The 24,812-nt window shown below is 61.9% G+C and carries 25 protein-coding genes; 12 read left to right on the top strand and 13 right to left on the bottom strand.

The features are described 5' to 3' along the window. Positions 1-32 precede the first annotated feature (32 nt). Positions 33-989 (top strand): biotin--[acetyl-CoA-carboxylase] ligase, encoded by a 957-nt coding sequence (locus HBOR_RS05395; protein ID WP_013440529.1) that lies wholly within the window; start codon positions 33-35, stop codon positions 987-989. Here the strand turns inward: HBOR_RS05395 and HBOR_RS05390 are convergent. From HBOR_RS05390 to HBOR_RS05375, 4 genes are all read right to left on the bottom strand, one after another. After that, complete coding sequence (locus HBOR_RS05390) at positions 986-1,531, bottom strand: universal stress protein (RefSeq protein ID WP_006053931.1); 546 nt, start codon at positions 1,529-1,531, stop codon at positions 986-988. The two genes, HBOR_RS05395 and HBOR_RS05390, sit on opposite strands and share 4 nt — an antisense overlap. A gap of 85 nt (positions 1,532-1,616) precedes the next feature. Next, entirely contained in the window at positions 1,617-2,630 is a 1,014-nt protein-coding gene (locus tag HBOR_RS05385) for an amidohydrolase family protein (protein ID WP_006053930.1), read from the bottom strand. Positions 2,631-2,749: 119 nt separating this feature from the next. Next, complete coding sequence (locus HBOR_RS05380) at positions 2,750-3,976, bottom strand: HD domain-containing protein (RefSeq protein WP_006053929.1); 1,227 nt, start codon at positions 3,974-3,976, stop codon at positions 2,750-2,752. A gap of 53 nt (positions 3,977-4,029) precedes the next feature. After that, positions 4,030-5,208, bottom strand: a complete 1,179-nt coding sequence (locus HBOR_RS05375) for an HD domain-containing protein (RefSeq protein WP_006053928.1) — start codon at positions 5,206-5,208, stop codon at positions 4,030-4,032. 951 nt (positions 5,209-6,159) lie between these two features. Between HBOR_RS05375 and cofD the strand changes: the two genes are divergently transcribed. The 5 genes from cofD to HBOR_RS05345 all read left to right on the top strand — a co-directional run bounded on the left by cofD (position 6,160) and on the right by HBOR_RS05345 (position 9,748). Further along, complete coding sequence (gene cofD, locus HBOR_RS05365) at positions 6,160-7,152, top strand: 2-phospho-L-lactate transferase (RefSeq protein ID WP_006053926.1); 993 nt, start codon at positions 6,160-6,162, stop codon at positions 7,150-7,152. Next, entirely contained in the window at positions 7,152-7,922 is a 771-nt protein-coding gene (locus HBOR_RS05360; RefSeq protein ID WP_006053925.1) for a tRNA-dihydrouridine synthase, read from the top strand. The genes cofD and HBOR_RS05360 overlap by 1 nt, the downstream gene beginning before the upstream one ends. Next, positions 7,919-8,770, top strand: a complete 852-nt coding sequence (locus HBOR_RS05355; protein WP_006053924.1) for a triphosphoribosyl-dephospho-CoA synthase — start codon at positions 7,919-7,921, stop codon at positions 8,768-8,770. Before HBOR_RS05360 ends, HBOR_RS05355 begins: the two co-directional genes overlap by 4 nt. After that, positions 8,767-9,402, top strand: a complete 636-nt coding sequence (locus HBOR_RS05350) for a DUF447 domain-containing protein (RefSeq protein WP_006053923.1) — start codon at positions 8,767-8,769, stop codon at positions 9,400-9,402. The genes HBOR_RS05355 and HBOR_RS05350 overlap by 4 nt, the downstream gene beginning before the upstream one ends. Before the next feature lie 151 nt (positions 9,403-9,553). After that, positions 9,554-9,748 (top strand): 30S ribosomal protein S17e, encoded by a 195-nt coding sequence (locus HBOR_RS05345; RefSeq protein ID WP_006053922.1) that lies wholly within the window; start codon positions 9,554-9,556, stop codon positions 9,746-9,748. 59 nt (positions 9,749-9,807) lie between these two features. On the opposite strand, the gene HBOR_RS05340 is transcribed toward HBOR_RS05345, so the two are convergent. The 7 genes from HBOR_RS05340 to HBOR_RS05310 all read right to left on the bottom strand — a co-directional run bounded on the left by HBOR_RS05340 (position 9,808) and on the right by HBOR_RS05310 (position 17,286). Next, positions 9,808-10,092: an amphi-Trp domain-containing protein gene (locus tag HBOR_RS05340; RefSeq protein WP_006053921.1), complete on the bottom strand. Its 285-nt coding sequence runs from the start codon at positions 10,090-10,092 to the stop codon at positions 9,808-9,810. 91 nt (positions 10,093-10,183) lie between these two features. Continuing rightward, positions 10,184-10,447, bottom strand: a complete 264-nt coding sequence (locus tag HBOR_RS05335) for a hypothetical protein (RefSeq protein ID WP_006053920.1) — start codon at positions 10,445-10,447, stop codon at positions 10,184-10,186. Further along, on the bottom strand, positions 10,444-11,988 hold the full coding sequence (locus HBOR_RS05330) for an acyl-CoA carboxylase subunit beta (protein WP_006053919.1): 1,545 nt from the start codon (positions 11,986-11,988) through the stop codon (positions 10,444-10,446). Before HBOR_RS05330 ends, HBOR_RS05335 begins: the two co-directional genes overlap by 4 nt. Before the next feature lie 325 nt (positions 11,989-12,313). Then, on the bottom strand, positions 12,314-13,732 hold the full coding sequence (locus HBOR_RS05325; protein ID WP_006053917.1) for a sodium-dependent transporter: 1,419 nt from the start codon (positions 13,730-13,732) through the stop codon (positions 12,314-12,316). A gap of 172 nt (positions 13,733-13,904) precedes the next feature. Continuing rightward, positions 13,905-15,287, bottom strand: a complete 1,383-nt coding sequence (locus HBOR_RS05320; RefSeq protein ID WP_006053916.1) for a sodium-dependent transporter — start codon at positions 15,285-15,287, stop codon at positions 13,905-13,907. A gap of 229 nt (positions 15,288-15,516) precedes the next feature. Beyond that, complete coding sequence (locus tag HBOR_RS05315; protein ID WP_006053915.1) at positions 15,517-16,227, bottom strand: SDR family oxidoreductase; 711 nt, start codon at positions 16,225-16,227, stop codon at positions 15,517-15,519. Between the two features lie 102 nt (positions 16,228-16,329). Continuing rightward, positions 16,330-17,286, bottom strand: a complete 957-nt coding sequence (locus HBOR_RS05310) for an NADPH:quinone reductase (RefSeq protein WP_006053914.1) — start codon at positions 17,284-17,286, stop codon at positions 16,330-16,332. Between the two features lie 53 nt (positions 17,287-17,339). Between HBOR_RS05310 and HBOR_RS19670 the strand changes: the two genes are divergently transcribed. The 3 genes from HBOR_RS19670 (at position 17,340) to sucD (ending at position 19,684) form a co-directional block, all read left to right on the top strand. Further along, positions 17,340-17,528, top strand: a complete 189-nt coding sequence (locus tag HBOR_RS19670; protein WP_013440527.1) for a hypothetical protein — start codon at positions 17,340-17,342, stop codon at positions 17,526-17,528. Between the two features lie 144 nt (positions 17,529-17,672). Next, positions 17,673-18,818, top strand: coding sequence for an ADP-forming succinate--CoA ligase subunit beta (sucC, locus tag HBOR_RS05305; RefSeq protein WP_006053912.1), 1,146 nt, complete (start codon positions 17,673-17,675; stop codon positions 18,816-18,818). Next, positions 18,815-19,684 carry a succinate--CoA ligase subunit alpha gene (sucD, locus tag HBOR_RS05300; RefSeq protein ID WP_006053911.1) on the top strand — a complete coding sequence of 290 codons (870 nt, stop codon included), beginning with the start codon at positions 18,815-18,817 and terminating at the stop codon, positions 19,682-19,684. The genes sucC and sucD overlap by 4 nt, the downstream gene beginning before the upstream one ends. 93 nt (positions 19,685-19,777) lie before the next feature. On the opposite strand, the gene HBOR_RS05295 is transcribed toward sucD, so the two are convergent. Together HBOR_RS05295 and HBOR_RS05290 are read right to left on the bottom strand one after the other, a co-directional pair. Beyond that, entirely contained in the window at positions 19,778-20,041 is a 264-nt protein-coding gene (locus HBOR_RS05295; protein WP_006053910.1) for a hypothetical protein, read from the bottom strand. A 52-nt stretch (positions 20,042-20,093) separates the two neighbouring features. Continuing rightward, positions 20,094-20,441, bottom strand: coding sequence for a hypothetical protein (locus HBOR_RS05290; protein ID WP_006053909.1), 348 nt, complete (start codon positions 20,439-20,441; stop codon positions 20,094-20,096). A 195-nt stretch (positions 20,442-20,636) separates the two neighbouring features. Between HBOR_RS05290 and HBOR_RS05285 the strand changes: the two genes are divergently transcribed. The 3 genes from HBOR_RS05285 to HBOR_RS05275 all read left to right on the top strand — a co-directional run bounded on the left by HBOR_RS05285 (position 20,637) and on the right by HBOR_RS05275 (position 24,723). Further along, the gene (locus HBOR_RS05285) at positions 20,637-22,892 is read left to right on the top strand and encodes a methyl-accepting chemotaxis protein (RefSeq protein WP_006053908.1); all 2,256 of its coding nucleotides are present in this window, start codon (positions 20,637-20,639) and stop codon (positions 22,890-22,892) included. Positions 22,893-22,985: 93 nt separating this feature from the next. Continuing rightward, the gene (locus HBOR_RS05280; RefSeq protein WP_239524281.1) at positions 22,986-23,258 is read left to right on the top strand and encodes a HalOD1 output domain-containing protein; all 273 of its coding nucleotides are present in this window, start codon (positions 22,986-22,988) and stop codon (positions 23,256-23,258) included. A gap of 631 nt (positions 23,259-23,889) precedes the next feature. After that, a complete protein-coding gene (locus HBOR_RS05275) occupies positions 23,890-24,723 on the top strand; it encodes an HFX_2341 family transcriptional regulator domain-containing protein (RefSeq protein WP_006053906.1) in 834 nt (277 codons plus the stop codon). The last annotated feature ends 89 nt before the right edge of the window (positions 24,724-24,812 follow it).

Below are 24,812 nucleotides of genomic sequence, written 5' to 3'. Positions count from 1 at the left end.
CATTTCTTGCCTTCCTCGGACAGACCTCCGATATGAACGAGACGCGACGCGCCCTCCTCCGCGCCTTCGACGACGGCCCCATACCCGGACCGGAACTCGCAGACCGACTCGGCGTCTCCCGCGCCGCCATCTGGAAACAGGTGGAAGCCCTCCGCGAGGATGGCTTCGAGATCGAAAGCGGGAACGACGGTTACCGCGTGACCGGTGTGCCCGAGTACGGCGCGGCGGCGGTCGAGTTCGGTCTCGACGCCTCCTTCGAGATCGAGTTTCACGACGAAATCGGGAGTACCAACGACCGCGGGCGCGAACTCGCCGCGGCGGACGCATCTGATGTGGTCGTTATCGCCGCCGAACAGACCGGCAGTCGAGGTCGCCTCAAACGTGAGTGGACCGCGCCCGAAGGCGGCGTCTGGATGAGCCTCGTCCTCCGCCCCGAAATTCCACCGGCGCACGCACCGCTGTACACGCTCGCGGCCGCCGTCGCTGTCACGCGTGCGGCGCGCGAGGCGGGTGTGGACGCATCGATAAAGTGGCCGAACGATGTGCTGGTCGTCTCCGACGACGACACTGACCGCGGCGGCCGCAAACTCGCCGGAATCCTCACCGAGATGGAGGGCGAGGCCGACCGCGTGTCGTGGGTCGTCGTCGGCATCGGCGTCAACGCAAATGTCGATTCGGACACGCTCCCGCCGGGTGCGACGAGCGTCCGTGACGAAGCGGGCGATGTGGACCGACGGGTGTTCGTCCAGCGTATCTTAGAGACGTTCGACGAGTTGACCGACGATCCGGACGCCATCCTGTCGGCGTGGCGTGACTACGCGGCGACGTTGGGACAGTACGTTCGCGTCGAGACACAGAGCGGCGTCGTAGAAGGCGAAGCCGTTGACGTACAGGTGCCCGGCGCGCTCGTCATTCAAACTGAAGACGGCGAACGCGTCGTTCACGCGGGCGACTGCGAGCATCTCCGTCCTGCGGACGCTGAGAACTAGTCTGCACCGACTCCCGTCTCCGTCTCACCGTCCGACCCCACATCGGAGTTGGTTTCGGAGTTAGCCTTCGATTCCGCCTCAGTTTCGTTTTCGCTCTCCGTGTCTTCCTCGCCAACGCGAACCGTGAGAACCGGAACCTTCGACGCGCGGACGACTTTCTCGGCGACGCTCCCGAGGAGGAGTCTGTCGATACCACCGCGCCCGTGCGTTCCCATCACGATGAGGTCACAGCCACCGCGCTCTGCGAGGCGAACGATCTCTCGACTGGGTGTCCCCTCCACGATGGATGTCTCGACTTGGACGTTCGAGCGCTCTGCGATTGCCCGAACGTCCGCTATCGCTGCCTCGGCATCCTCGTGGAGCATCTCATCGAGCCCTTCCCACGAAGATTCCATCGGAAGCCCGGCGAAGCTTCCGCTGTTGATGACGTACAGCGCGTGAACGGTCGCACCGTGGACCGACGCGAGTTCGACGGCGTGTTCGAGGACGCGTTCGGACCCCGGCGACCCGTCAGTCGGAACGAGAATACGCTGATACATCATTGGTAACTTACCGCAAGGTAGTTTACTCACGCTCTTAATACTATTCACGACTATCGTTGCGAAACGAAACCGAGGCTGAGTCGCCTCAGAGAAGGACGTCTTTCACGTCCGCCTGTCCAGCGCGGCGGACGACGGCGCGAACGAGGTCTTGTGCGCCAGCGAGGTTATCCGAGTCGCCATCGAGGATCAGCAGTTTCGCTTCGCGGTCGGGTTCGATAACACCGTAGTTCAGGCCCGCTATCTCCGCGCCGTTGAGCGTCGCCATTCGGAGAATTTCCGTCGCCGACGCGTCGGTCAGTTTCGAGACGAACTCCATCTCGCGGAACATCGACGGCGAGTTGAGCATCACGTTATCCGTCCCCAGCGCGACGGTGGTGCGGTCCAAGAGGTCGCGGACGGGCGGGACGCCGACGCCGGTGACGAGATTCGAGCGCGGGCAGACGACGATTGGAACGTCCTCGGCCTCGATTCGGTCGAGGTGTTCGGGTTCGGGGTGAACCATGTGAACTACGAATTCGGGGTCGAGGTCGAGCGCGGGATCAACGTCGTGTGGGTCACGTTCGCCTGCGTGGATGCCGAACAGTTTCCCCGCCTCTCGCGTCTCTGCACGGAGGTCACCGAACTCGGAATCACGTGCGCCCGACGCACCGAACCCATCGGATTCTCGCATCGCCGCCGCCGTCTCGCGGCCGAGGACAACCGGGTCGATAGCGAGTTCATCGGCGGCCTCGCGGATGGCTTCGACGCCATCGACGCCACCCTCGCGGAACTCGAGACAGGTGGCCGTTCCGGTCGATTGCATCAGCCGAAGTGACCGGCGCATTGCCTCGACCTTCGCTGCGTGGCTCGCTGCGCGGAGCAGCCGGTGCTTCAGGCCGTCCGGCGGTGCAACTAGTTCATCCAACGATAGTCCGGCACCGGCCTCCTTGGCGATGGAGTCGCCGATATGCGTGTGCGCGTTGACGAACGCCGGGAGGATAACGTTCGAGTTGTCCACGTCCGCCTCCTCGATGGCCGTTATCTCGCCGTCCTCGACGACGACGCGGCCCTGAACGGGCTCGAAGTCACGTCCTGTGAGGATGGTCCCCTCGACAATCATGACTGACAGTCCCTGCGGCGGGTGCTTCAAACTCCCGACCCCAGATGCCGGAATGTGTCGGTTCCGGTCGCAGACTTCCGGCCGCGGATCTCATCTCATCTCATCTCATCTCATCTACCTCACTCGGCGAACTCGTCCAGCGTCGTGTGGACGCCGTGACGCACGTCTGAGATGAGAGCGTCGTCGATGTCCAGTCCCATCTCTTCGACGGCCGCGCGGCCAACGGCATCCGTCTCGTCTGCGGGCGCGTAGACGCCGAAGCGCCACTGCTGTTTCTGAGCCGTCCGCAGCGCCGACACCAGCGGCGACTGCTTACCGAGGCGACGAATTTCTCCGCTGACCATCACGCGAGAGGTCGATTCGGTCATCGACGGCCGCGATGGAACGTCCACGATGACCGACTCGGGGTCGATATCGGCACGCGCTGCGATGCGCGACTCGAAGTCCCGGTACGTCGTGTGGTCGGCGTCGATCACGTCGTCGGGAACGGCGTCCATCTCGGCCCAGACGGCGCGCTTGAACAGGTCTCGGCTGTCGAGGCGATCCGCGAACGGCTTCGTCTCGGGCGTCATCCGCAGGGCCGCCAACAGGTCGTGATCGTCCATCCGTCGGAGTTCAGCAGCCGTCAAATCGGGTTGGTCGAGGAGTCGTTCGGTCGCCTGCCGAAGCATCGCCTTCGAGATACGGGCGACGTGGTGTTGGTAGACGGTCGGATTCATCAGTGCGCGAGCGAGGAGGAGCGACTCGGCCGTCTGGACGTTCCCCTCGTCGAGGACCAACTCGCCATCGACGAACGTGAGTTCCCGAATCAGGCGTTCGTGGTCGATGGTGCCGTATGGGACACCCGTGTGGTGGGCATCACGCACGAGGTAGTCCATTCGGTCAACGTCCAATTCGCCAGAGACCAGTTGGCCGTACTTCCCCTCGCCGGCGACGAGATCAGCGATTCGGTTCGGGTCTAAATCGTTGTCGCGGAGGACCTGACCGACCGATCCCTCTGCGATGAGTTCGTGAACGTCGTCGTGGTACTTGCCGGTGTACCGGTACGTGACGCTCTCGATGTTGTGGCTGTACGGGCCGTGGCCGACGTCGTGAAGCAGGGCGGCCGCGCGGATTCGCTCCGCCTGCACGCCCTCGATCCCGAGGTGCGTAAGCGCGCGGGAGGCGAGATGGTAGACGCCCAACGAGTGCTCGAAGCGCGTGTGATTCGCGGACGGGTAGACCAACTGCACCGTCCCCAACTGCTTGATGTGTCGGAGTCGCTGGACCTCTTCTGTGTCGAGGAGGGCTTCGGCAACGCCCTCGACCTCGATGTGGTCGTGGACGCTGTCCTTGATCGTCGCCATACCGGAGTGTGGTCCGTCTTCGCTTAAAAACCGTCGGGGGCGCGAATCGAGGGTTACTCCGCGAGGCCGACGCGAACCTCGGCGAGTCCGAGTACGTCGGCGGCGGCGTCACGCACGTCGTCGGCCGCCTCTGCCGGAGCATACACCCCGATTCGCCACTGCGTTCGTTCGGCGGCGCGGAGTCCCGCCACAAGTTCTGAGGCCTCTTCTAGTCGCTGGACGACACCGTTGACGATGACGCGCGTCCGCGACTCTTTGAAACTGGGCCGTGAGGGAACGTCTACGAGAACTTCGTCCGGTTCGACGCCCGCCTTGTCGGCGATTTCGCGCGCCGCAGAGCGGGTTTCCGCGTAATCCATCTCGACAACGCTGGCAGGGACGCTGGCGAGGGGTGCCCACACCGCTCGCTTGTACAGGTCGCGGCGTTCGATTCGACGGCCGAGGTCGGGGACGTGTTCGCTGAGAGAGACGAGAAGGTCGTGGTCTGCCATCCGCCGGAACTCATCGATGCCGACCTCGCCGGTATCCAGCAGTCGTTCGGAAGCGCGTTCGAGCATCGCGCCCGCGATGCGGGACACGTGGTGGCGGTACACCGTTCCGTTCATCAGCGCGCGTGCGAGGAGGAGCGATTCGGCGGTCTGAACGTTTCCGTCCGCGAGGACTAACTCGCCGTCGCGGTAGCGCAGTTCGCGGACGAGACGACCAGTGTCGATTGTGCCGTAGGGAACCCCCGTGTGGTGGGCGTCGCGTACGAGATAGTCCATCCGGTCTACGTCTAACTCGCCCGAAACCAACTGGCCGAGTTCGCCGTCGCCGCGGACGAGAGCGGCGATTCGGTCGGGGTTGAGGTCGTGAGCGACGAGAACTGCGGCGACATCCGTCTCGTCCAAGAGATGGCCGATTTCGTCGTGATGCGCGCCGGTCCGGCGGCGGATGACCTCCTCGGTCTGGTGACCGTACGGGCCGTGTCCAATGTCGTGGAGGAGGGCGGCGGCGCGGACGTGTCGCGCCCGGTCACCGCCGATATCGAGATAGTCGAGAGCACGGGAAGCGAGGTGGTAGACGCCCAAGGAGTGTTCGAATCGAGTGTGGTTCGCGGACGGGTAGACCAGCCGAACGGTCGAGAGCTGTTTGATGTGCCGGAGTCGTTGGAACTCCGGGGTATCAACGAGGTCTTGCGCGAGCGGGTCAAGCGAGATGTAGTCGTGGACGCTGTCCTTGACGGCGGTCATTAGACTGGGAGTGTGGTGTCGGGTATTTGGCGTTTCGGATATGCAGCGCAGATTTGCTGAGTAGTGCAGTTGCCCTTCAATTTCGAGGGTCGAAAAACAAGTAGACAGCCTTGCAGTCCGAATCTTGGAGATTTAGCAGAAGCCGACCAGACCCGAATTAGCAGTTTAAGCAACGCTCGCCAGCGTATCAAGCGGTATCGTAAAGAGAGAATGGGGGACCAGTGCAGACCGTGCGAGCAGACCGGTCTGCCGGCAGTCACCGATTTAGTTCACGCCGCTGTCGCTCTGTTTTGGGGAACTGGTATTCGGTATGTTGTCGTGTCTTATGTCGCCGACGTGTACCCATACATCATCATGGAGGTCGTGTCCGCCAATCTTGACGAAGTCAGCGCAACTGAGACTCTGCTGGTCATTCTGGCAGGTTGCCATCACACCCTTGTTCAGACCGAAATCTGTCTCCGTCTCACAGGGTTTACCGTCGAACCAGGCTGGTGCGTCTTCTTCAGTAACAACGACTCGCTGCCCTTCTCCAAAGTAGTCTTCTGAGTGAGCGGAAGCAGTGCCCATGGCAGCAAGACCCGACGTTGCGGCTACGAGTGCGGCACCACTAGTTCGGAGGACGGATCGTCTCGACCGGGTATTCTCTTCTTTCATGGAACGACAATCGAAGCGACCACCCATATGTTATTCAATTTACACCAACCAGCAAACTGTTATCCAAACAACATTATTATCAGGGTGTTTATTTTACAACAAATGGTGGACGCACTCACCACAGATTCCGACAGCGGCGTCGTCGTTCTGTGTCGCTTCCACGTCCGGAGGATGCTACGGACTCAAACTGGCTATTTACCGATGTAGGACTGGAATCGGGAGTCCCGAAGTGACAAAGACCGGAAGACATCGCCAACAGAGTCAGATACAAACCGTCCGGCGGACAACTCCCGTTCAATGGTCACGTTTCTCGCCGGGGGAACAGGAACCCCGAAGTTGCTCGACGGGTCGAGCGAGGTGTTTGGTCCGTCGGAGACGACAGTCGTCGCCAACACGGGCGACGACGTCGAACTCGGCGGGCATCTCGTCTGCCCCGACGTGGACACCGTTCTGTTTCACGGTGGCGGCGTCCTCGACACCGACCGCTGGTGGGGAATCGAGGACGACACGACGACGACGGACGACGAACTCCACCGTCTCGCGGAGGCCGCCGGATTCGACGGCGGGCCGCGCTACCTTTCGGACGACGCACAGACGGGGGGCCGGGAAATCTCCCGGTGGCGACGCTTTTCCGGCGTTGCCGAGTTCATGGAGATTGGCGACAAGGATAGGGCGGTTCACGTCACGCGCACGTCTCTCATCGACGAGGGATACACGCTCACTGAGGTGACGCGCACACTCGCGGACGCTTTCGACCTCGATATCGAACTGCTCCCGATGTCGGACGATCCGGTCGCGTCCATCGTTCACACTGAGGCGGGTGCGATGCACTTTCAGGAGTACTGGGTCCACCGCCGCGCCGAACCCGCAGTCGAGGACGTGGAGTTCCGCGGGGCCGACGACGCCGAACCGACCGACGCGGTGCTGACTGCGCTTTCTGATCCCGTCGTTATCGGCCCATCGAACCCGGTGACGAGTCTCGGACCGATGCTTTCGATGGACGCCTTCCGCGACGCCCTCGACCGAACTCCCGTCGTCGCCGTCTCGCCGTTCGTCGAAGACACGGTGTTCTCCGGCCCGGCGGCGGACCTGATGGCTGGCGTCGGCTACGACCCGTCCACTGCGGGCGTCGCCGAGGCGTACCCGTTCGCGGACGCGTTCGTTCTCGATACGGAGGACGGCACCGCGTTGGATCGGCCGGTCGTTCGGACAGATACGAAGATCGACGGCCCGGCGGACGCCGCACGCGTCGCCCGCGCCGTCGAGTCGGCGCTCGCGGAGGTGTCGTGATGTTCGACCCGCGCGTCGCACTGGCGAGTCTCAGTGGCGAGGCCGACGCCGCGTGGGCGCGACAAGCCGAATCGCACGCCGGGATGGCGTTTCTCGGTGGCATCAGTCTGGACGACCGGAGCAGGAAAGCGGCCCGCGAACTCGTCGCGCGCGACCGGAACGAGTTCCTGCCCGAGGACCCGTTCGCTTTCGTCGCAAGCGAACTCGACACTCTCGCGGACGCCGACATCGACGCTGCGATGAACGTCCGAAGCGCGACCGTCGGCCCAGTTCGCCGTGCGGCCCGCATCTGTGCCGACCGCAACGCAATCCTCGAAGTGAACGCGCACTGCCGACAGGACGAACTGTGCGCTGTCGGATGCGGAGAGACGCTTCTCCGCGACACTGACAGACTCTGTGAGTACGTCGCCGCCGCCGCAGACGAGGGCGCGACGGTGAGCGTGAAAGTCCGCGCCGAAATCGAGGGTGTCTCCCTCGAAACGACCGCAGACCGAGTCGCTGACGCGGGCGCGTCGATACTCCACGTCGATGCGATGGACTCCGAAGAAGTCATCGCCGACGTTTCCGACTCCTCTCTCTTCGTCGTCGCCAACAACGAGGTCCGCGGGGAAGCGAGCGTCCGCGAGTACCTCGGCTACGGCGCGGATGCCGTCAGCGTCGGCCGACCCAGCACCGATCCGCGCGTCCTGCGGCGCGTCCGCGCGGCGGTTGACGATTGGTTCGATGACGAGACGGGGGCAAGCGGAGAAATCTCGGAGGTGGGGCCGTGACGGTCGAGCGTTCGACACCGCGCACGCCGGCCGAAAACGCCCAACTCGCTCTGCTTCTCGAAGTTACCGGAACGCCGAAACCGGGCAACGTTGACCGAGAACGCGACCTCGATGAGCTCCGATTTGAGCACTTCCTCGCGGGGGCTGTCGGAGCCAACCGAGGCCTCCGACGCGCGGCGTCAGGCGCACCTGTCGGGGTCGCCTTCGAGCGCGCCATCGAGGGAATGAGCCACCAGTCGGGCGGCAACACGCAGTTCGGCTGTCTGCTCCTCCTCGTCCCGCTCGTCCGGGCCGCAGCCGCAGGAACCCTCTCGCCGGACGGCGTCACCGAGGTCGTCGAATCGACGACCGTCGCCGATGCCGCCGACTTCTACCGCGCGTTCGAACACGTTGCCGTGGCCGTCGCTGATCCGCCGGAAGATCTCGCTGATCTCGACGTACGCCGCGGGTCGGACGCGATTCCAGCCCTCCGCGACCGGGAGACGACGCTATACGACGTGATGGCGGCAAGCGAGGGCGACGGCAACGCCGAGGAGTGGACGGGCGGTTTCTCGCGGACGTTCGACGCCGCGGAGACGATTCTCGCGGACGACGGTCCCGTACCGGACCGCGTAGCCCGCGCGTTCGTAGACCTCCTCGCGGAGGGCGAAGATACGCTCGTCCGGACGAATCACGGTCCCGAGGTGGCCGCCGAGGTCCGGCGTCGGGCGGACGCGGCCCGCGGCGATCCAGAGAAGGTAGCCGAACTCGCGGCGGCCTTTGTCGATGAGGGAATCAATCCGGGAACGACCGCCGATATCGTCTGCGCGGCGACGTTCGTCGCCCTCGAACGGGGGGTATCAGTGTGACAGGGCGTGGAGAGGGCGGCAACGGTGAACAAGCAGGCTCTCCCGACGGATGGCCCGTCTCGCTCCGCGGCGTCACGGAGTCTGTGGTGACGACGCGCGGCCCGAACGACCGCTGGAACGTCGCCGCGCTCGGGTTGCACGCGCCCGACAAGGCGACGGGCGTGGTAACCGCGAAAACGTGGGGAAACACCCGGACGCGGCGGAACTTCCACCGGCGGGGTGGCGGGGTCATCCAGTTCGTCTCGGATCCCCGCGAGTTCGTCTCGGCGGCGATGACGATCCGTGAGGAGGACGACCCTGTTCTCGACGCCGCGCACGCGTGGGTCGAAGTCGAGGTAACGCGCATCGACGGCGGTGAGCGCGGCGGGACGCGGTGGGAGAAGTGGGAACTCCGCCCGCACGACAGTACCGTCGTCTCGAAGGCGATTCCGACCATCAACCGCGGGTTCGCGGCCGTAATCGACGCCACAGTGGCCGCCTCGCGTCTCGACGTGCCCGCGTACGACACCGACGAACTCCTGTCCCGACTGCAGTATTTCGCGGAGACCGTGGAGAAATGCGGCGGCGCGGCAGAGAAGGAGGCGTTCGACACTATCGACGAGGTGTCGGGATGGCGCGAGCGGATCGAGTAGTCTGGATGGCGGAACGGATCGAGTAGCTGTGGTGCCAGAGCGTTCGAGTAGCCTGAGTGACTCGAACTAGTCATATAGTGGCCGTGACACGCTCTCTCCTCGACCGGGGCGGAACGAATCGTTTTAGTGCGTTCTGTGGATACGCTTACGCATGGCTATCAAACCCAAGTACGTCAAGCAACTCGGGAAAGTGCTGCTGGACAAGTACCCGCAGGCGTTCAACACGGACTTCGAGACGAACAAAGAGAGCGTGAGCAAACTCACAAACGTCGAATCCAAGGGCGTGCGCAACCGCATCGCGGGCTACATCACGCGAAAGAAAGGCGGCTCCAGCCAGACGGCATAAGACGGCCGAACGACTTCTTGACTCGAATTAAACGGGAGCGGCAGCGCCGGAGACGCGACCTACGAAATCTCTAACGACGAGTCTCCGCCGCCGTCGCCGCTGTCCTCGTCCCACTCTAGCTCGAACTCGACGCTCAGTTCGCCGGGAGCGTCTGTCGGCCCCTCGCGTTCGGCTTTCACCTCGAACGTCAGATTCGACGGCGGCTCCATCGTTACGGATTTCTCACCCGCAGAGAGCGTCATCGAATCGCCCGATTCGAGGGCGTCCGCGACGGTCCGTAGGTACGTTGCGATTTCGGCACGGCTCTGCTTGCTTTCGGATTTGAACAGTGTTTCTTCGGGCATACACGCAGGTATTAGCCGTGCGAAACCATAAGGTCGCCGTCACTACGGACCGAAGCAAACGCTCCGGTCGCGGCGCGAACCGATGGACCGTTTAGAACCGGTCTGTGCGCCCGGCAGCAGCCCATCCGTCGCGCGGCGCGCCATCTGGAATACGCGCGGCGCATCCGGATACGGCTCGCATCCGACCGGCAAACGACCAGCGTTCGCCGTCCCACGAGTCGGTCTCATCCTCCGCAGCGGCCGCGGCGACCTGTTGGTCGCGGAGGTGCGCGGCGACGGCGGCGGCGATGGCCGCGGCTTCGTCCTCGTCGGCCGCCGTCGGGATGGAGAGGTTCACGTCGTCCACGCGGCTCATATCGGAATGTTTCCGTGCTTCTTGTCGGGCAGCGATTTCCGCTTCGAGCGGAGCATCTCCAGGTCCTCGACGAGGCGCGCGCGTGTCTCCGTCGGTTCGATGACGGCGTCCACGAACCCTCTATCCGCGGCCGTGTACGGGTTCGCAAACTCTTCGCGGTACTCCTCGATGAGTTCGTCGCGGCGGGCCTCGGGGTCGTCGGCCGCGTCGAGTTCGTCGCTGTAGAGGATGTTTACCGCACCTTGCGGACCCATCACTGCGATTTCGGCCGTCGGCCACGCGTAGTTCACGTCCGCGCCGAGATGTTTCGACGCCATCACGTCGTACGCACCGCCGTAGGCTTTCCGCGTAATGACCGTCAGAAGCGGAACCGTCGCCTCGGAATAGGCGTACAGTAGCTTCGCGCCGTGGCGGATGATGCCCTCGTGTTCTTGGTCGGTTCCCGGCAGGAATCCCGGCACGTCCACGAACGTCACGATGGGGATGTTGAACGAGTCACAGAAGCGGACGAACCGTGCCGCTTTCTCCGAGGCTTCGATGTCGAGCGTCCCGGCGTTGACACGCGGTTGGTTGGCGACGACGCCGACTGAGTGGCCGTCAAGGCGGCCGAAACCGACGACGATGTTCTTTGCGAACTGCTCGTGGACGCCAAAGAACGACCCCTCGTCGAGGACGCCGTCGATCACGTCGTGAGCGTCGTAGGGTTTCCGCGGTTCGTCGGGGACGACTGTGTTCAGCGACTCGTCAGCGCGTTCGGGGTCGTCCCACGGTTCGACGCGCGGCGGGTCCTCGACGTTGTTCGGCGGCAGGTACGACAGGAGCAGTCGGATCTGATCGAGCGCCTCTTCCTCCGACTCGCACGCGAAATGCGCCACGCCGGATGTGGAGGCGTGCGTCGTCGCACCGCCGAGTTCCTCGAACGTCACTTCTTCACCGGTGACGGTCTTGATGACGTCCGGTCCGGTGATGAACATGTGACTCGTGTCCTTCACCATGAACGTGAAGTCCGTGATCGCGGGAGAGTAGACGGCTCCGCCGGCACACGGTCCCATGATTGCCGAAATCTGCGGAACGACGCCGGAGGCTTCGGTGTTTCGTCTGAAGATTTCACCGAACCCGCCGAGCGACTGGACGCCCTCTTGGATGCGGGCACCCGCGGAGTCGTTCAGGCCGATGATCGGTGCGCCGACTTCGACGGCCTTGTCCATCACCTTCGACACTTTCTCGGCGAACACCTCGCCGAGGGAGCCACCGAAGACAGTGAAGTCGTGTGCGAAGACGAACGTTTTTCTTCCATCGACTTCGCCGTACCCGGTGACGACGCCGTCGCCGGGCAGTTGCTTTTCTTCCATTCCGAACTTGTGATTGCGGTGCGTTCGGAACTGATCGAACTCGTTGAACGTCCCGTCGTCGAGGAAGTAGTCGATACGCTCTCTGGCGGTCATCTTCCCCTTCTCGTGCTGGGACTCGATTCGGTCTTCTCCGCCGCCTTTCAGCGCGCGCTCGCGCTTTTCTCGGAGTTCGTCAATACGGTCCTCCATCGTCACGTCGGACCACCTGCGTTCATTATCACGAACGTCCGTTCGATGTGCAAAAGGGTTTCCGCAATACGACAAAGGAGGGTTCGACGTTCGACGTATGCAGGGAACGGCAGCGGTGGCAGTTTTGGGGGTGCTGTTACGGAAAGTATCCCGTCGAGATGCCGAGCACGACTGTAAGTTCGCTGTCCAGTCGGGGAATGTAGACGCCTGAGACGCCGCGATGAGTCGCTGGCGCGGCCAGGTCACGCGGACCGTCCACGCACGTCAGCAACCACTGCACCGGATTGTTTTCGAAGTCGTTGTGACGGACCTCCGAGCGGACCGTTCAGACGACCGAGCGTTCGCTCCGGAGACTCACGAACGCGGCGATAGCGACGGCGACAGCGGCGACGACAGTGGGCCAAAAGCCGATTTTCCCGTCAACGCCGAACGTCGTCAGGAGGGTAAAGACGAGGAAGATGGGGAGGAGGACGCCGACGCCGAACAGCCACGGCGTGGCGATAGTCTGTCCGAGGGATCCCGCGCCGTTGCGGAACTCCGTGATGGCATCGCGGCCCATCACCCAACCGACGAAGACGAGACAGACCGCGAGTCCGACAGTGAGGAGGATGTCAACGAGCGTTCCCGCGACGAAGCCGAAGACGCTGGGTTCGAGCGCGCAGACGGACCCGGTAACGGCGACGAGTCCGCCGACAAGGCCCGCGGCCCGACGGCGCGCCAGACCGTACTCATCTACGAGGAACGAAACGGAGATTTCGAGGATGCTGATCGCCGACGAGAGCGCCGCGAGGGCGACGACGGCGAAGAAGGCGGTAGCGACGAGCGTGCCACCCGGCAGTTGAGCGAACGCACCGGCGAGTCCAACGAACAACGCACCTGCACCGGTGCCCGTCTGACCGGGTTCGATGCCGAGCGTGAACAGGAGCGGGAAGACGACCAGTCCTGCGAGAACGCCGACGATGGTGTTCAAGACGGCGATAGTGGCTCCGTCGAAGGGGAGTGACCGGTCCTCGTCGAGATAGGAAGCGTACGTTATCATCGTTCCGACGCCCAAAGAAAGCGTAAAGAGTGCCTGCCCGGCGGCGGGTCCGAGGAGGCCGAAGAAGTTGTTCTGTAGCGTCGAAACGTCGAACCGGAGGTAGAACGCGTAGGCTTCGGCCGCGCCCGACTGCGTGGAGGCCCAGATACCGAGACCGACGAGGAGCGTGAAGATGGCGGGCATCATCCACTTCGTGGCGATTTCGATGCCGCCGCGGATGCCCGCGACGATGATGACCGCAGCGAGTGCGAGGAAAACGAGGTGGAACGCTACGGCATCCAGTCCGGCGGAGGCCGCACCGAACGCTGCACCGGGATTAGCGAAGTACCGTACGTTACCGGTGACGAGACCGACAACGCTCTCACCGAAGTAGCGCAGAATCCAACCGCCGACGACGCTGTAAAAGGAGATGAGTACAAGCGAACTGAAGATAAGAAACCCGCCCGCGAACCCCCACCGATTCGATCCCGACAGCGACCGAAGCGCACCGACCGGATTTCGTTTCGCCCGGCGACCGATGACGAACATCCCGAGGAGGCCCGGAACGCCGACAAGGAGGACGATGCCGAGGTAGACCGCCAAGAACGCACTGCCGCCGTTTTCAGCCGTGATCCACGGGAACCGCCAGATGTTCCCGAGACCAACCGCGCTTCCGACAGCGGCGAGGATGAACCCTGCCCGTGTTGCCCATGTTTCTCGTGTCATTGACTCGCACTCTCACTTTCGCGCTAAAAGCCCTTTCGGACCGAGAATCCATCAAACGTCAAATGTAACGGAGAACAGTACACTTAGGAGCCGATATTCGTCAGTAATTAGCCGAAAAATATCTCATTCGCTGAAGATTCGTAGGCGGATGAACGAACCGCCGCCGGAATCCTCAGAGCGGGGGCACGATGGCCGGGTTCTGTCCAGTGAACAGCGTCAGCAGACCGAGGACGAGCGTCAGGATCACCGCGAGGAAGACGACGCTCCGAACCAGCCAGAGCCACGTCACGCCGATACTGTCGCCGAAGTTGGTTCCGCGAAGGAGTTCTTCGACGGCCGGCCGACCGAACACCCACCCGGAGAAGGTGAGGATACCGAGTACCGATGCCGGAAGCAGGAGTTGGTAGGCGAGGTTGTCGAACCACGTCAGCCACGCCGTGTCCCACGCCGAGGGAAGGCCGAGCAGGAAGATGGTTCCTCCGAGGCCGACGGCCATCTGCGGCCGTGAGACGGCGTAGTTGTCGATAGCGTAAGAGACGACGACTTCGAGCAGGCTGATAGCCGACGAGAGCGCCGCCACGAGGACGACGAGGAAGAAGACGAAGCCGACGACGCGTCCGAGCGGGATGTTCGCAAATGCGCCTGCGACGCTGATGAACAGCGCACCTGCCCCACCGCTTCCGGGTTCGACACCCTGCGCGAACAGGAGCGGAATGACGACCAACCCGGCGAGGATACCGATCAGCGTGTTGAACACGACGATAGTCGCGCTGTCGCCGAACAGACTCTCGTCGCCGTCAATGTAGGACGCGTACGTGATCATCGCACCCATCCCGAGTGACAGCGAGAAGAACGCTTGACTGACCGCGAAGGGGATGATTTCAGCGAGGGGACCGCCGAAGGACACCCACGGGAACGACGGCGCTGATTCGACGGTGAGTCGGAGTTGGCTCAGGTCAGGCGAGAGGAAGTAGCCGTACCCTTCCGACGCGCCCGGAAGCGTGAACGCCCAGACAGCGAGTGCGCCGAGGATGACGAGAATACTCGGCACCATGAGTTTCGTTGCTTTCTCGATGCCGTCTTCGATGCCGAACGCGACAATACCGACCACGAGCGTCATGAAAATCGCGTGGAGTGCGACCGCCTCCGGACCGGCTGAGATAGCGCCGAAGTACGACTCTGCACCGCCGAAGTACGCACCGGTGATGCTCCCGCCGACGTAGCGGAGCACCCATCCACCGACGACGCTGTAGTACGACAGAATCCAAAAGCCCGTAAGGAGGCCAATCGCGCCGACAAATCGCCATTTCTTGTGGTCGAGACGCTCGAAGGCGCTGATGGTGTTCCGTTTGCTTCGCCGACCGATGACGAACTCTGCGAGCATCGCCGGCAGACCGATTCCGAACACTGCTGCGAGATATACGACAAGGAATGTTGCCCCACCGAACTCCGCCGTTTTGAACGGGAACTGCCAGATGTTCCCAAGCCCCACTGCACTTCCCACGGCGGCGAGGATGAACCCTGCCCTCGTCGCCCACGTTTCTCGTTCGCTCATGTCTGTCTCCCTCTACCAGACCTGAACTTGATAAATTGTGCGATGCTCGGGCGAAAATACGAGGATTAATCGACATTTTATTCTCGTCTACATATACTCGGAAAACGTTCGTCGTCTACCTCTTTGTTCTGACAGGTTTACGAACCGGGATCGAGCGTCACCAGTCGGCCACCGCGGCCCCGGTCATCGTTGGTTGGGTTGCCGTCGGACAGACGTTTCCGGGCGACGGTCAGGCTTCGCCGTAGACGGGGACGGCCGCACCGGAAGTGACGCCCGTCGCGTCCGAACAGAGCGCAAGAACCGTCCGTGCGATCTCGGCCGGGTCAACCCACGCGTCGTGGTCGGCGTCGGGCATCATCTCACGGTTCATCGGCGTGTCGATAACACTCGGCATGACTGCGTTCGCGCGGACGGTGCCGAGATTCTCCGTGGCGATGGTTTCGGTGAGGAGTCTGACGCCCGCCTTCGACGCTCGGTAGACGCCGTCGCCTTCGCCACCCTCGAGCGACGACCGGGCGGAGACGCTGACGATTGCTCCCTCTGTCTCTTGCAGGTGCGGGAGAGCGTGCTTGGAGGCGAGAAACATCGTCTTGAGATTCACGTCGAACAACAGATCGAACGTGTCGGCGTCAGTTTCGTGGATTGGGTCGCCACCACGCCACGTTCCAGCGATGTTGGCGAGAAAGTCGATCCGTCCGTGATCCTCGACGACCGATTCGACGGTGTGCGATACGTCGTCTTCGTCGGTGAAATTGCCGTGATAGAACTGAACCCCCTCGTCAACGTCGAGGAGCGAATCTTCGTCATCGGGTTCGACGATATCCGCCGCGGCCACCGTCGCACCGGCGTCGCGGAACGCCGCCGCGACGGCACTACCGAGGGCACCGCAGGCACCAGTCACGAGGGCGACGCGTCCGTCGAAGTCGAACTCCACGTTCATGTCTGTTACTCGTCAGCACAGGACATAAATGGGGCGGCGAATGGAACGCGGACAGTTGGGCGACGCACGGAGAGACCGAGGTGCGGGACGACAACACCCGTCTCAGGGAACGAGGACGATTTTTCCGACGAACCCGTCGTGGATAACGTTACGTTGGGCCTCTCCAGCCTCTTCGAGATCGTACGTCCTGTGGATCACTGGTTCGACGTCGCCGCGGGTGAGAAGATCCGAAAGACGAGAGAGGACGGCCGGTTGGTCGGGTGTGTTGAACATCGACATGAACTGGTAGCGCAGTTCCTTGCTCTTGGTGACGCCGATATTGGTAAAGCTCCCTTCGGCGGTATCGTTGCCGACGCCGATGATGCGGGCACCGTCGGCCGCGATGTCGGCGTCGAACTGGAGATAGTGATCCATGTGCGTGTCGAGGATCACGTCGGGCGTGCCGACCTCGGTGATGACGCGTTTGAGGTCGTCACGGTTGTAATCGAAAACGGCGTCAGCGCCGAGCGCTTCGAGTTTGTCATGGTAATCCGGCGACGACGTGGTGAAGACGCGCGCACCCATTGTGTTCGCCAGTTGAATGGCGACGTGACCGACACCGCCGCTTCCGCCGTGGATAAGGACCGTTTCGACGGGTTCGACACTCGCGTGGTGAACGAGTGCCTGCCATGCGGTGGTACCGACGAGGGCGAACGCCGCGGCGTCGGTCAACTCCACCTCCTCGGGAAGGTGTGTGAGCAACTCCGTGGGTGAGACAATCTGTTCGGCGTAGGTTCCCGACATCCCGTTACCGAGGCCAGTCCCGAACACACGGTCGCCGAACGAGAAGCGTTCGACGCCCTCACCGACGCCAACTACGGTGCCAGCGAAATCTGAACCGGGGGTAAACGGGAGATACGGAACGTCGTACGCGCCCTCGCGGAAGTACGTATCGACGGGGTTGACCCCGGCGGCACCGACCTCGACGACGACCTCTCCGTACCCGGGTTCGGGTTCGTCTATCTCGTCTACGGTCAGTACGTCCGGCCCGCCGTGTTCGTGAAATCTGACTGCGCGCATGCGCCAACGGTTCGATACGTAGATTGATAAAGGAGTGCGGGCAACGCGCTATTGTGCCCTCCAGAAGATGTCCCGACTGCGATGTAGCGATGCAAGAATCGGATTATGACGTGAACGCAAACCGCGACAAGGTGCGCCTGAAACCGGATGGGTTCCTCGGCGAACTCGGCTTACGCGGCAGTACGTATCTCGTTACCTACGTGTGTCCCGAGTGCGGTCTCGTTCGATTCTACGCGGAGTGACGCGCGTCGCTGCATGACCGTCGAGTAGTTCGCTTTCCGGCGCGACAGCGGCACTGAAAAAACTGCCTCTCGCGGCGAACTAGGTTCATCGATCGTTACCGGATGGACGGGATTTAAGCGCGCGTCCTTCGCAATCACGGACGCATGAGACTCCACGAGTATCAGGCGAAGGATATCTTCGCCGAGGCGGGGATTCCGGTGCCCGAGTCCCGTCTCGCAACGTCGGTTGACGAAGTGATGGAGGCGGTAGAGGAGATCGGCTACCCTGCCGCAATCAAAGCGCAAGTACACGTTGGCGGCCGTGGCAAAGCGGGCGGCATCAAGATAGCCACAGACGAGGACGAAGCACGAGAGGCCGCCGAGGACATCCTCGGGATGGACCTCAAGGGCTACACCGTCGAGAAAGTGCTCGTTGAGGCCGGTGTGGACTTCGAGAACGAACTCTACGTCGGTATCACGATGGACCGCGGCGAGGGCAAGCCCGTTGCCATGGTCTCCACCGAAGGTGGCGTCAACATCGAAGAAGTCGCAGAAGAGACGCCCGAAGCCATCGCTCGGGAACACATCGACCCTGCGTTCGGTCTGCACCCCTATCAGGCGCGGAAAGTCGTCTACGAGGCGGGCATTCCCCACGACGTAGCGGGCGACGTAGCCACGATCCTCTCGACGCTCTACGACCTCTACGAGTCGAAGGACGCCTCGGACATCGAAATCAACCCGGTCATGATCACGTCGGACCGCGAGGTCGTCGCGGCCGACGCCGTGATGAACATCGACTCCGACGCCCTGTTCCGCCATCCCGACCTCGCGGAGATGGAGGACGAAGCGGCCGAGGACGACCTCGAACGCAAGGCGAACGATTACGGCTTCGACTACGTTCGCCTTTCGGGCAACGTCGGCATCATCGGTAACGGGGCCGGTCTCGTCATGACGACGCTGGACCTCGTGGACTACTACGGCGGCGAACCCGCCAACTTCCTCGATATCGGTGGCGGTGCGAAGGCCGAACGCGTGGCCAACGCTCTCGATATGGTGTTCTCCGACGAGAACGTTGACGCCGTCGTGTTCAACATCTTCGGCGGCATCACCCGCGGCGACGAGGTTGCCAAGGGTATCAACGAGGCGCTCGAATCCTTCGACGAGATCCCGAAGAAGGTTGTCGTCCGCCTCGCAGGCACCAACGCCGAGGAGGGAATGGAGATTCTCAACACGGACCTCGTGGAGGTCGAAAAGACGCTCGAAGACGCGGTCCAACAGGCCGTCGAGAACGCACAGGAGGCAGGTCAATGAGCATTCTGGTTGACGACGACACGCGCGTAGTGGTACAGGGAATCACCGGCGGCGAAGGGAACTTCCACACCCAGCAGATGGTGGAGTACGGCACGAACGTCGTCGCTGGTGCCGTGCCCGGAAAGGGCGGCCAAGAGGTAGACGGCATCCCCGTCTACGACACGGTCAATCAGGCTGTCGAGGAAGAAGACGCCGACGCCTCTGTCGTGTTCGTCCCACCCGCATTCGCGGGCGACGCCGTCTTCGAGGCACTCGACACGGATCTCGACCTCGTCGTCGCCATCACCGAGGGCATCCCGACGCAGGACATGGCGAAGGTGAACAAGCGACTCTCGGAAGTCGATACGCACCTCGTCGGTCCGAACTGTCCCGGCCTGATCACGCCCGGTGAGGCGAAACTCGGCATTTTGCCCGGTAACATCTTCGAGTCCGGCAACGTCGGTCTCGTCTCCCGGTCGGGAACCCTGACGTACCAGGTCGTTTCGAACCTCACCGACCGCGGTATCGGCCAGACGACGGCCATCGGTATCGGTGGCGACCCCATCATCGGCACGTCGTTCGTCGATGCCCTCGAACTGTTCGAGGCCGACAAGGACACAGACGCCGTCGTCATGTGCGGCGAAATCGGTGGCGAGGACGAAGAGCAGGCCGCGAAGTACATCGCGGAGAACATGGACACCCCCGTTGCAGGCTTCATCGCGGGCCGCACGGCACCGCCGGGCAAACGCATGGGCCACGCGGGCGCTATCGTTTCGGGGTCCGGCACTGGAACCGCAGAATCGAAGATTTCCGCCCTCAACGACGCGGGCGTCCCGGTCGGCGACACGCCGAACGAAGTCGCAGACCACATCGAAGACTTCCTCTAAGCCGCATCACGCACGCGGTCTGATTTTTTCGCTCTGCTGAAATCCTCAGAGGTGACCGGATTCTGCGAGCGTGCTGAATAGCGCGCGAATTCGTCACTCGTTACTGAGCTGAATGGCGCGAGTGATGACGTACAGGAGAACAGTCGCCACTCCGACTGCGAGTATGAATTGGGCAAGCACTACCAACGGCATTCCAATCAATGAATCTCTCAGGAATGCAAACACAATCGCGAACGGAATGAGCGCGAGGATGGCGAACAGGCCGATTAATTCGGCGATGGGAGTCGCCTCATCGAGGAGTTGAGTCGTATCGATCTTCCCGGTCTCTTGCTCGAAGAATGGCTTGGAAGGCGGCATCGATCGAATTCTTGAACCAAGTTGACATTACGGTTCCGATTGTAGCATCCACTCAGTCCGATATCCGCGCGAGACAAACGTCACAAAACGCCGCGTAAGACGGGTTCGGCGCGCCACACCGCGAACACGTCGCACCGGACGGAACGTTCGAGGTTCGGTCGGTCACCTCGTGAGGGAGATCCGACGAACGCGACGACGAGAGTGAGAGAAACGACTGCGGTGGACCGCCGGACGCTCGCGTCCCCGACTCGAACTGCTCGTCCATCCGCAGCAACACCCGTTCGACGAACGGATCCTCACGGAGTTTGTTGAGGCCGCGGACGAGACCGACGTACAGCAACGTCGGTGCGACGATGCAGAACGCAGTCAGGAGAAGTCGAAACGTGATCTCCCAGCCCATGTGGGAAGAAACCAGTAGCAATACTTGTCACTATCGACGCTTGACGATCATATCCATTTATGATAATACGGTGGATGAATTGACACCCTATCCCACGATATTTGGTGAATGAAGCCACGATACCCCAATTTTAGGTTATCAGTGTTGATATCTCGTGGGTCAGTTTTATCGCGCTGTTCTGGTGTTCAGGATATAATGGTAGATTTCGTACAGGACGTGTCCGAGAGAATCCCGGACGCGATTGCACAGAGTTACACGCGACAGTTAGGGACGATATTCCTCATCGTCATGCTCGTCGTCGCCGGCGTCGCCGGTGTTCAGTACTCGATGACGGCATCGGAACTGAACGAGGACGCACGCGCAAACCTCCAGGCCGCCGCCGAGCGAGAGGCCATACAGGTCGAACAGTGGGAACAAGAGCGCAAGCGGCTGACATCCGTGGTCGCCCGCGATACGGGTGTTAACAGTGTGAAGACAGAGCGCTCGAATCACGCGCTCACACAACACATGGAATCGATGCCCGACGACGTGTCCGGATTATATCTACTGAATCTGGAGTCCGGCACGGTGGCCGGGTCCACGAAGTCCGACGCAGTCGGTACCACGCTGTTTCCGAACGGTGAGGTTCCCGTTTCAGAGAACGCAGAGCTCTCCGATACTGAAACGGTGCACCGGACGCACGTCTACACGAAGGATGGCCGGGGCTACGTCGCCTTCGTCAAGCGCCTCCCGTCGGTGACGCCTCGCGCGGTCGTCCTCGTCTCGGAAGCGTCCGCGCTAGGCAGTCTGATGAGCGGCGACGTGGACGATTCGTTCACCCAACTGGTGACCGACGACGGAACCATCGTCTACGGCACCGGTGGCGGTGCACCGGGACGAACCTATCCGGCGGCCGAGAGCGAATCGTTCTCGACGTTGACCAACAGTGAAAGCGGTGTCGTCGAACAGGGCGCTATCTCCGGTTTCACGTCGAATACGCATCTCGTCGGACACGCGAAACTCGACAACGGTGAGGCGATTCTTCTGCACGCAGAGAAGTCGTCCGTGCTGTCGCTCTCTCGTCGCGTCGGCATCGATATGGCTATCCTCATCGTTCTCGCGCTTGCCGGTCTCCTCGGACTCGGCGTCTTACTCCATTTCAACACGGTGAAACCGCTCCGCGGTCTCGCCGCATCGGTTTCGGAACTCCGCAACGGCAATCTTGACGTTGACTTGGCAACAGACCGACGCGACGAGTTCGGTGATGTACTCATCGGCGTCGCCCACCTCCGCGATGACTTGCAGGACCAGCGGGACGACGCCGAATCCTACAGTGAGGTGATGGTACAGGCCGCCGACGGCGATCTGACCGTTCGTCTCGACGCTGACTCGGACTCCGCGGACATGCGAACTATCGCTACCGCCTACAACGAAATGATGGATGAAGTCGAACAGACAGTACAGCGGACCCGTGCGTTCAGCGCCGACGTATCGGATCTCGTGACGCGCTTGGCGGAACGTGCCGATGAGGTGAACGAGGCCAGCCAAGAGGTCAGCAGCGCCATTCAACAGATCTCCGACGGAGCGAGCCAACAGAGCGACAACCTCGCCTCCGTGTCCGACGAAGTGAACGACCTCTCGGCGTCTATCGAGGAAATCTCCTCGTCGGCCAACGAGTTGGTGATGTTGGCCGAGCGCGCGAAGGATGAGGGTCACGAGGGCGAACGCGCGGCCGAGAACGCTCTCGGCGGCATCGACGATATCCGCGAAGAGACCGAACGAACCGTACAGGAAGTCCACAAACTCGACGAACAACTCGGAGAGATCGGAGAGATTGTAGACGTAATCACCGAGATCGCAGAGCAGACCGACATCCTCGCGTTGAACGCCAACATCGAGGCCGCACGAGCGGGCGAGGCGGGCGAAGGCTTCGCCGTCGTCTCCAACGAAGTGAAACAACTCGCACAGGAGACCAAGTCTTCGGCGGCCGACATCTCCGCGCTTATCGAGGAGATCGAGACGCAGCGTGACGAAGTGGTCGGGAGCATCGAACGGATGCGCGAGGAGGTAGACGACGGTGCCGACTCTGTGGACGAAGCGCTCCAATCACTCGGCGGCATCGTCGAACGGGTCGAGGATACGGCGGTGAGCGCCAAAGAAATCGACAACGCGACCGCCGACCAAGCGGACTCCTCTCAAGAGGTCCTGTCGATGACCGACGAAATCGCAGGTATCAGCGAGGAGACGACTGCTGAGGCACAAACGGTCTCCGCCGCCGCCGAGCAACAGACCGCTGCCGTCGGCGACGTAACGAACGAACTGAGCACGTTGAAGGACGATATTGCCCGTCTCGAAACCTCACTTGCACGCTTCGAAGTCAGCGGTGAGGCCCAAAATGTGGGGAACAGCCAATCGCAATCGACCGATGGCGACCTCTCTGTGGGATCGTCTCCCACGAAAGCAGATGACTAGCTAGATACCGGATATAGTATCTCAGAGACACGAATTTCGCATAATCTGCAGATAGGTGGAGAATTTATACTCCGTTCTATCTTCTGCCGGTGTATGGGTACTGAACAGACGGAACCACCTACTTCTGAAATGCTACCGGCGTCTATTGTCTCGTTAGTCGCAGAGTTAGAGAACGTCGGCGTAACCGAGATTCCACCGCTTGCATCCGCCATCGACCCGGACGCGCTCGTCACCCTTTTCGACAAGCCGAACGCCTCGCCGAGCGTCCTCGAATTTGACTACGCTGGATACCGAATCGTCATCAAGGGTGATGGCAATGTGCACGCGCTCGAAGCGTCACCCGTCGAACTGTGCAACGCCGACTGAGACCCTTCTAACCCCGCTATCGTGCCCTGCTGCTCGATTCCGTAGCGAATGCTCGCGTGTTTTCAACAGTTCCGATAGTCACAGTATCAACGTGTCAACACGGACTATCAGCAAGCGACTTCGTACAATTGCACGCGTTCAATCAGCCCGACGCTTCCCGCGTCGGATGGACGTGTGCAGGTGTCTCCGACACCTCACCGTCGCCTTGGTCTCCCGACGGTTCGCCCCTCCCCTGGCCACCCGAATTCCTCCCGTTCGGGATGGCCTCCACCGTGCCGGAATGTCGGCTCCCCCCGCCGACTGACCGGCAACCTCCCATCCCCGATTCGTCCGCCCTTCGACCGCTGACAGATCGGCCCTCCACCCTCGCTGATCCATTCGCCCTTCCCCCGCTAATTCGCCCGATCACATGCTAATTCGCCCGATCACATGCTAATTCGCCCGTTCACCATCGCTAATCGACTCATTCACCCACCGCCAATCTCTCTGCTCTCGAACTACTGATAAGATGGCGTTCTATTCGTCGGGTTCGGTCTACCAGTGACCTCCCACATCTCTCGTCGGCTCGCGTTCTCGTCGGCTCGCGTATTCCGTTCCGAAGATTCATGTAGCAGTTCCGGCCATTCCGACTATGGATAGCGGACTTCCCTCCGGCCGACGGGTGCATATCGCACCACTCGGTTACGAACGCGACCGCGTCGTCGAACCTGTGCGAACAGAGGTCGCAGACGTTGTCTACCTTCTTGTGAACGACCCGAACCGGACCGACGACGACCACGGCGACGTCGATACCGACGCCGACTGGTCTTCGCCCGACACCGAGAACGTCTCGTGGTCGTCTTCGACAGCGTACCAACTCGCGGTTCGCGAGGAACTCGACGAGTTCTGTGACGCGCGCGGCGTTCCTGTCGATATTCACAACGTCTACGACGTAATGGGCGTCACTACCACTATTGCGGCAGCTCACGACGACGACCAAGTGTTCGTCAACATCTCTTCTGGGACGAACGTCGCCGCCGTCGGCGCGGCTATCGCCTGCATGACGACCGCCGCTCTCCCCTACAGCGTCGAACCCGAGTCCTACGGCCACGACGTGGAGGACGAACCGCTCTCGAACGGCGTCGCTAGTATCGACCGAGTTCCCGACTATCCCATCGAAGCGCCGACGCGCGAACAGGTTCACATCATGGGCTACCTGTACGAACAGACGGTCGAAAACCCTTACACGCTGAACAAGCGGAGTCTCATCCAGCGCGCGAACGACTACGGGCTTCCCTTCCTCACTAACTACTCGACCGAGAGCCGACAGTCAGAATACCGCCGTCTCGACGCCGCCATCATCGACCCGCTCGTCGAGAAGGGCTATCTTCGCCTCGAACCGGCTGGCAAACAGAAGAACGTCGCCCTGACAGAAACCGGAATTAGCGTCTACCGAGCGTTCCAGCACAAGGTCGATCTGGAGTAGCGGACTGCCTCTTCTCGCTGTTCGATACGGACGTAGTTGCCGTCGAAACGCGTATTCGGTTCGCAAGCGTCATTCCGGTTCACCCATTA

It is taken from the genome of Halogeometricum borinquense DSM 11551 (assembly GCF_000172995.2).
GTDB lineage: Archaea > Halobacteriota > Halobacteria > Halobacteriales > Haloferacaceae > Halogeometricum > Halogeometricum borinquense.
The sequence above is the reverse complement of the archived record's forward strand: the minus strand, read 5'-3'. Positions and strand labels throughout refer to the sequence as shown.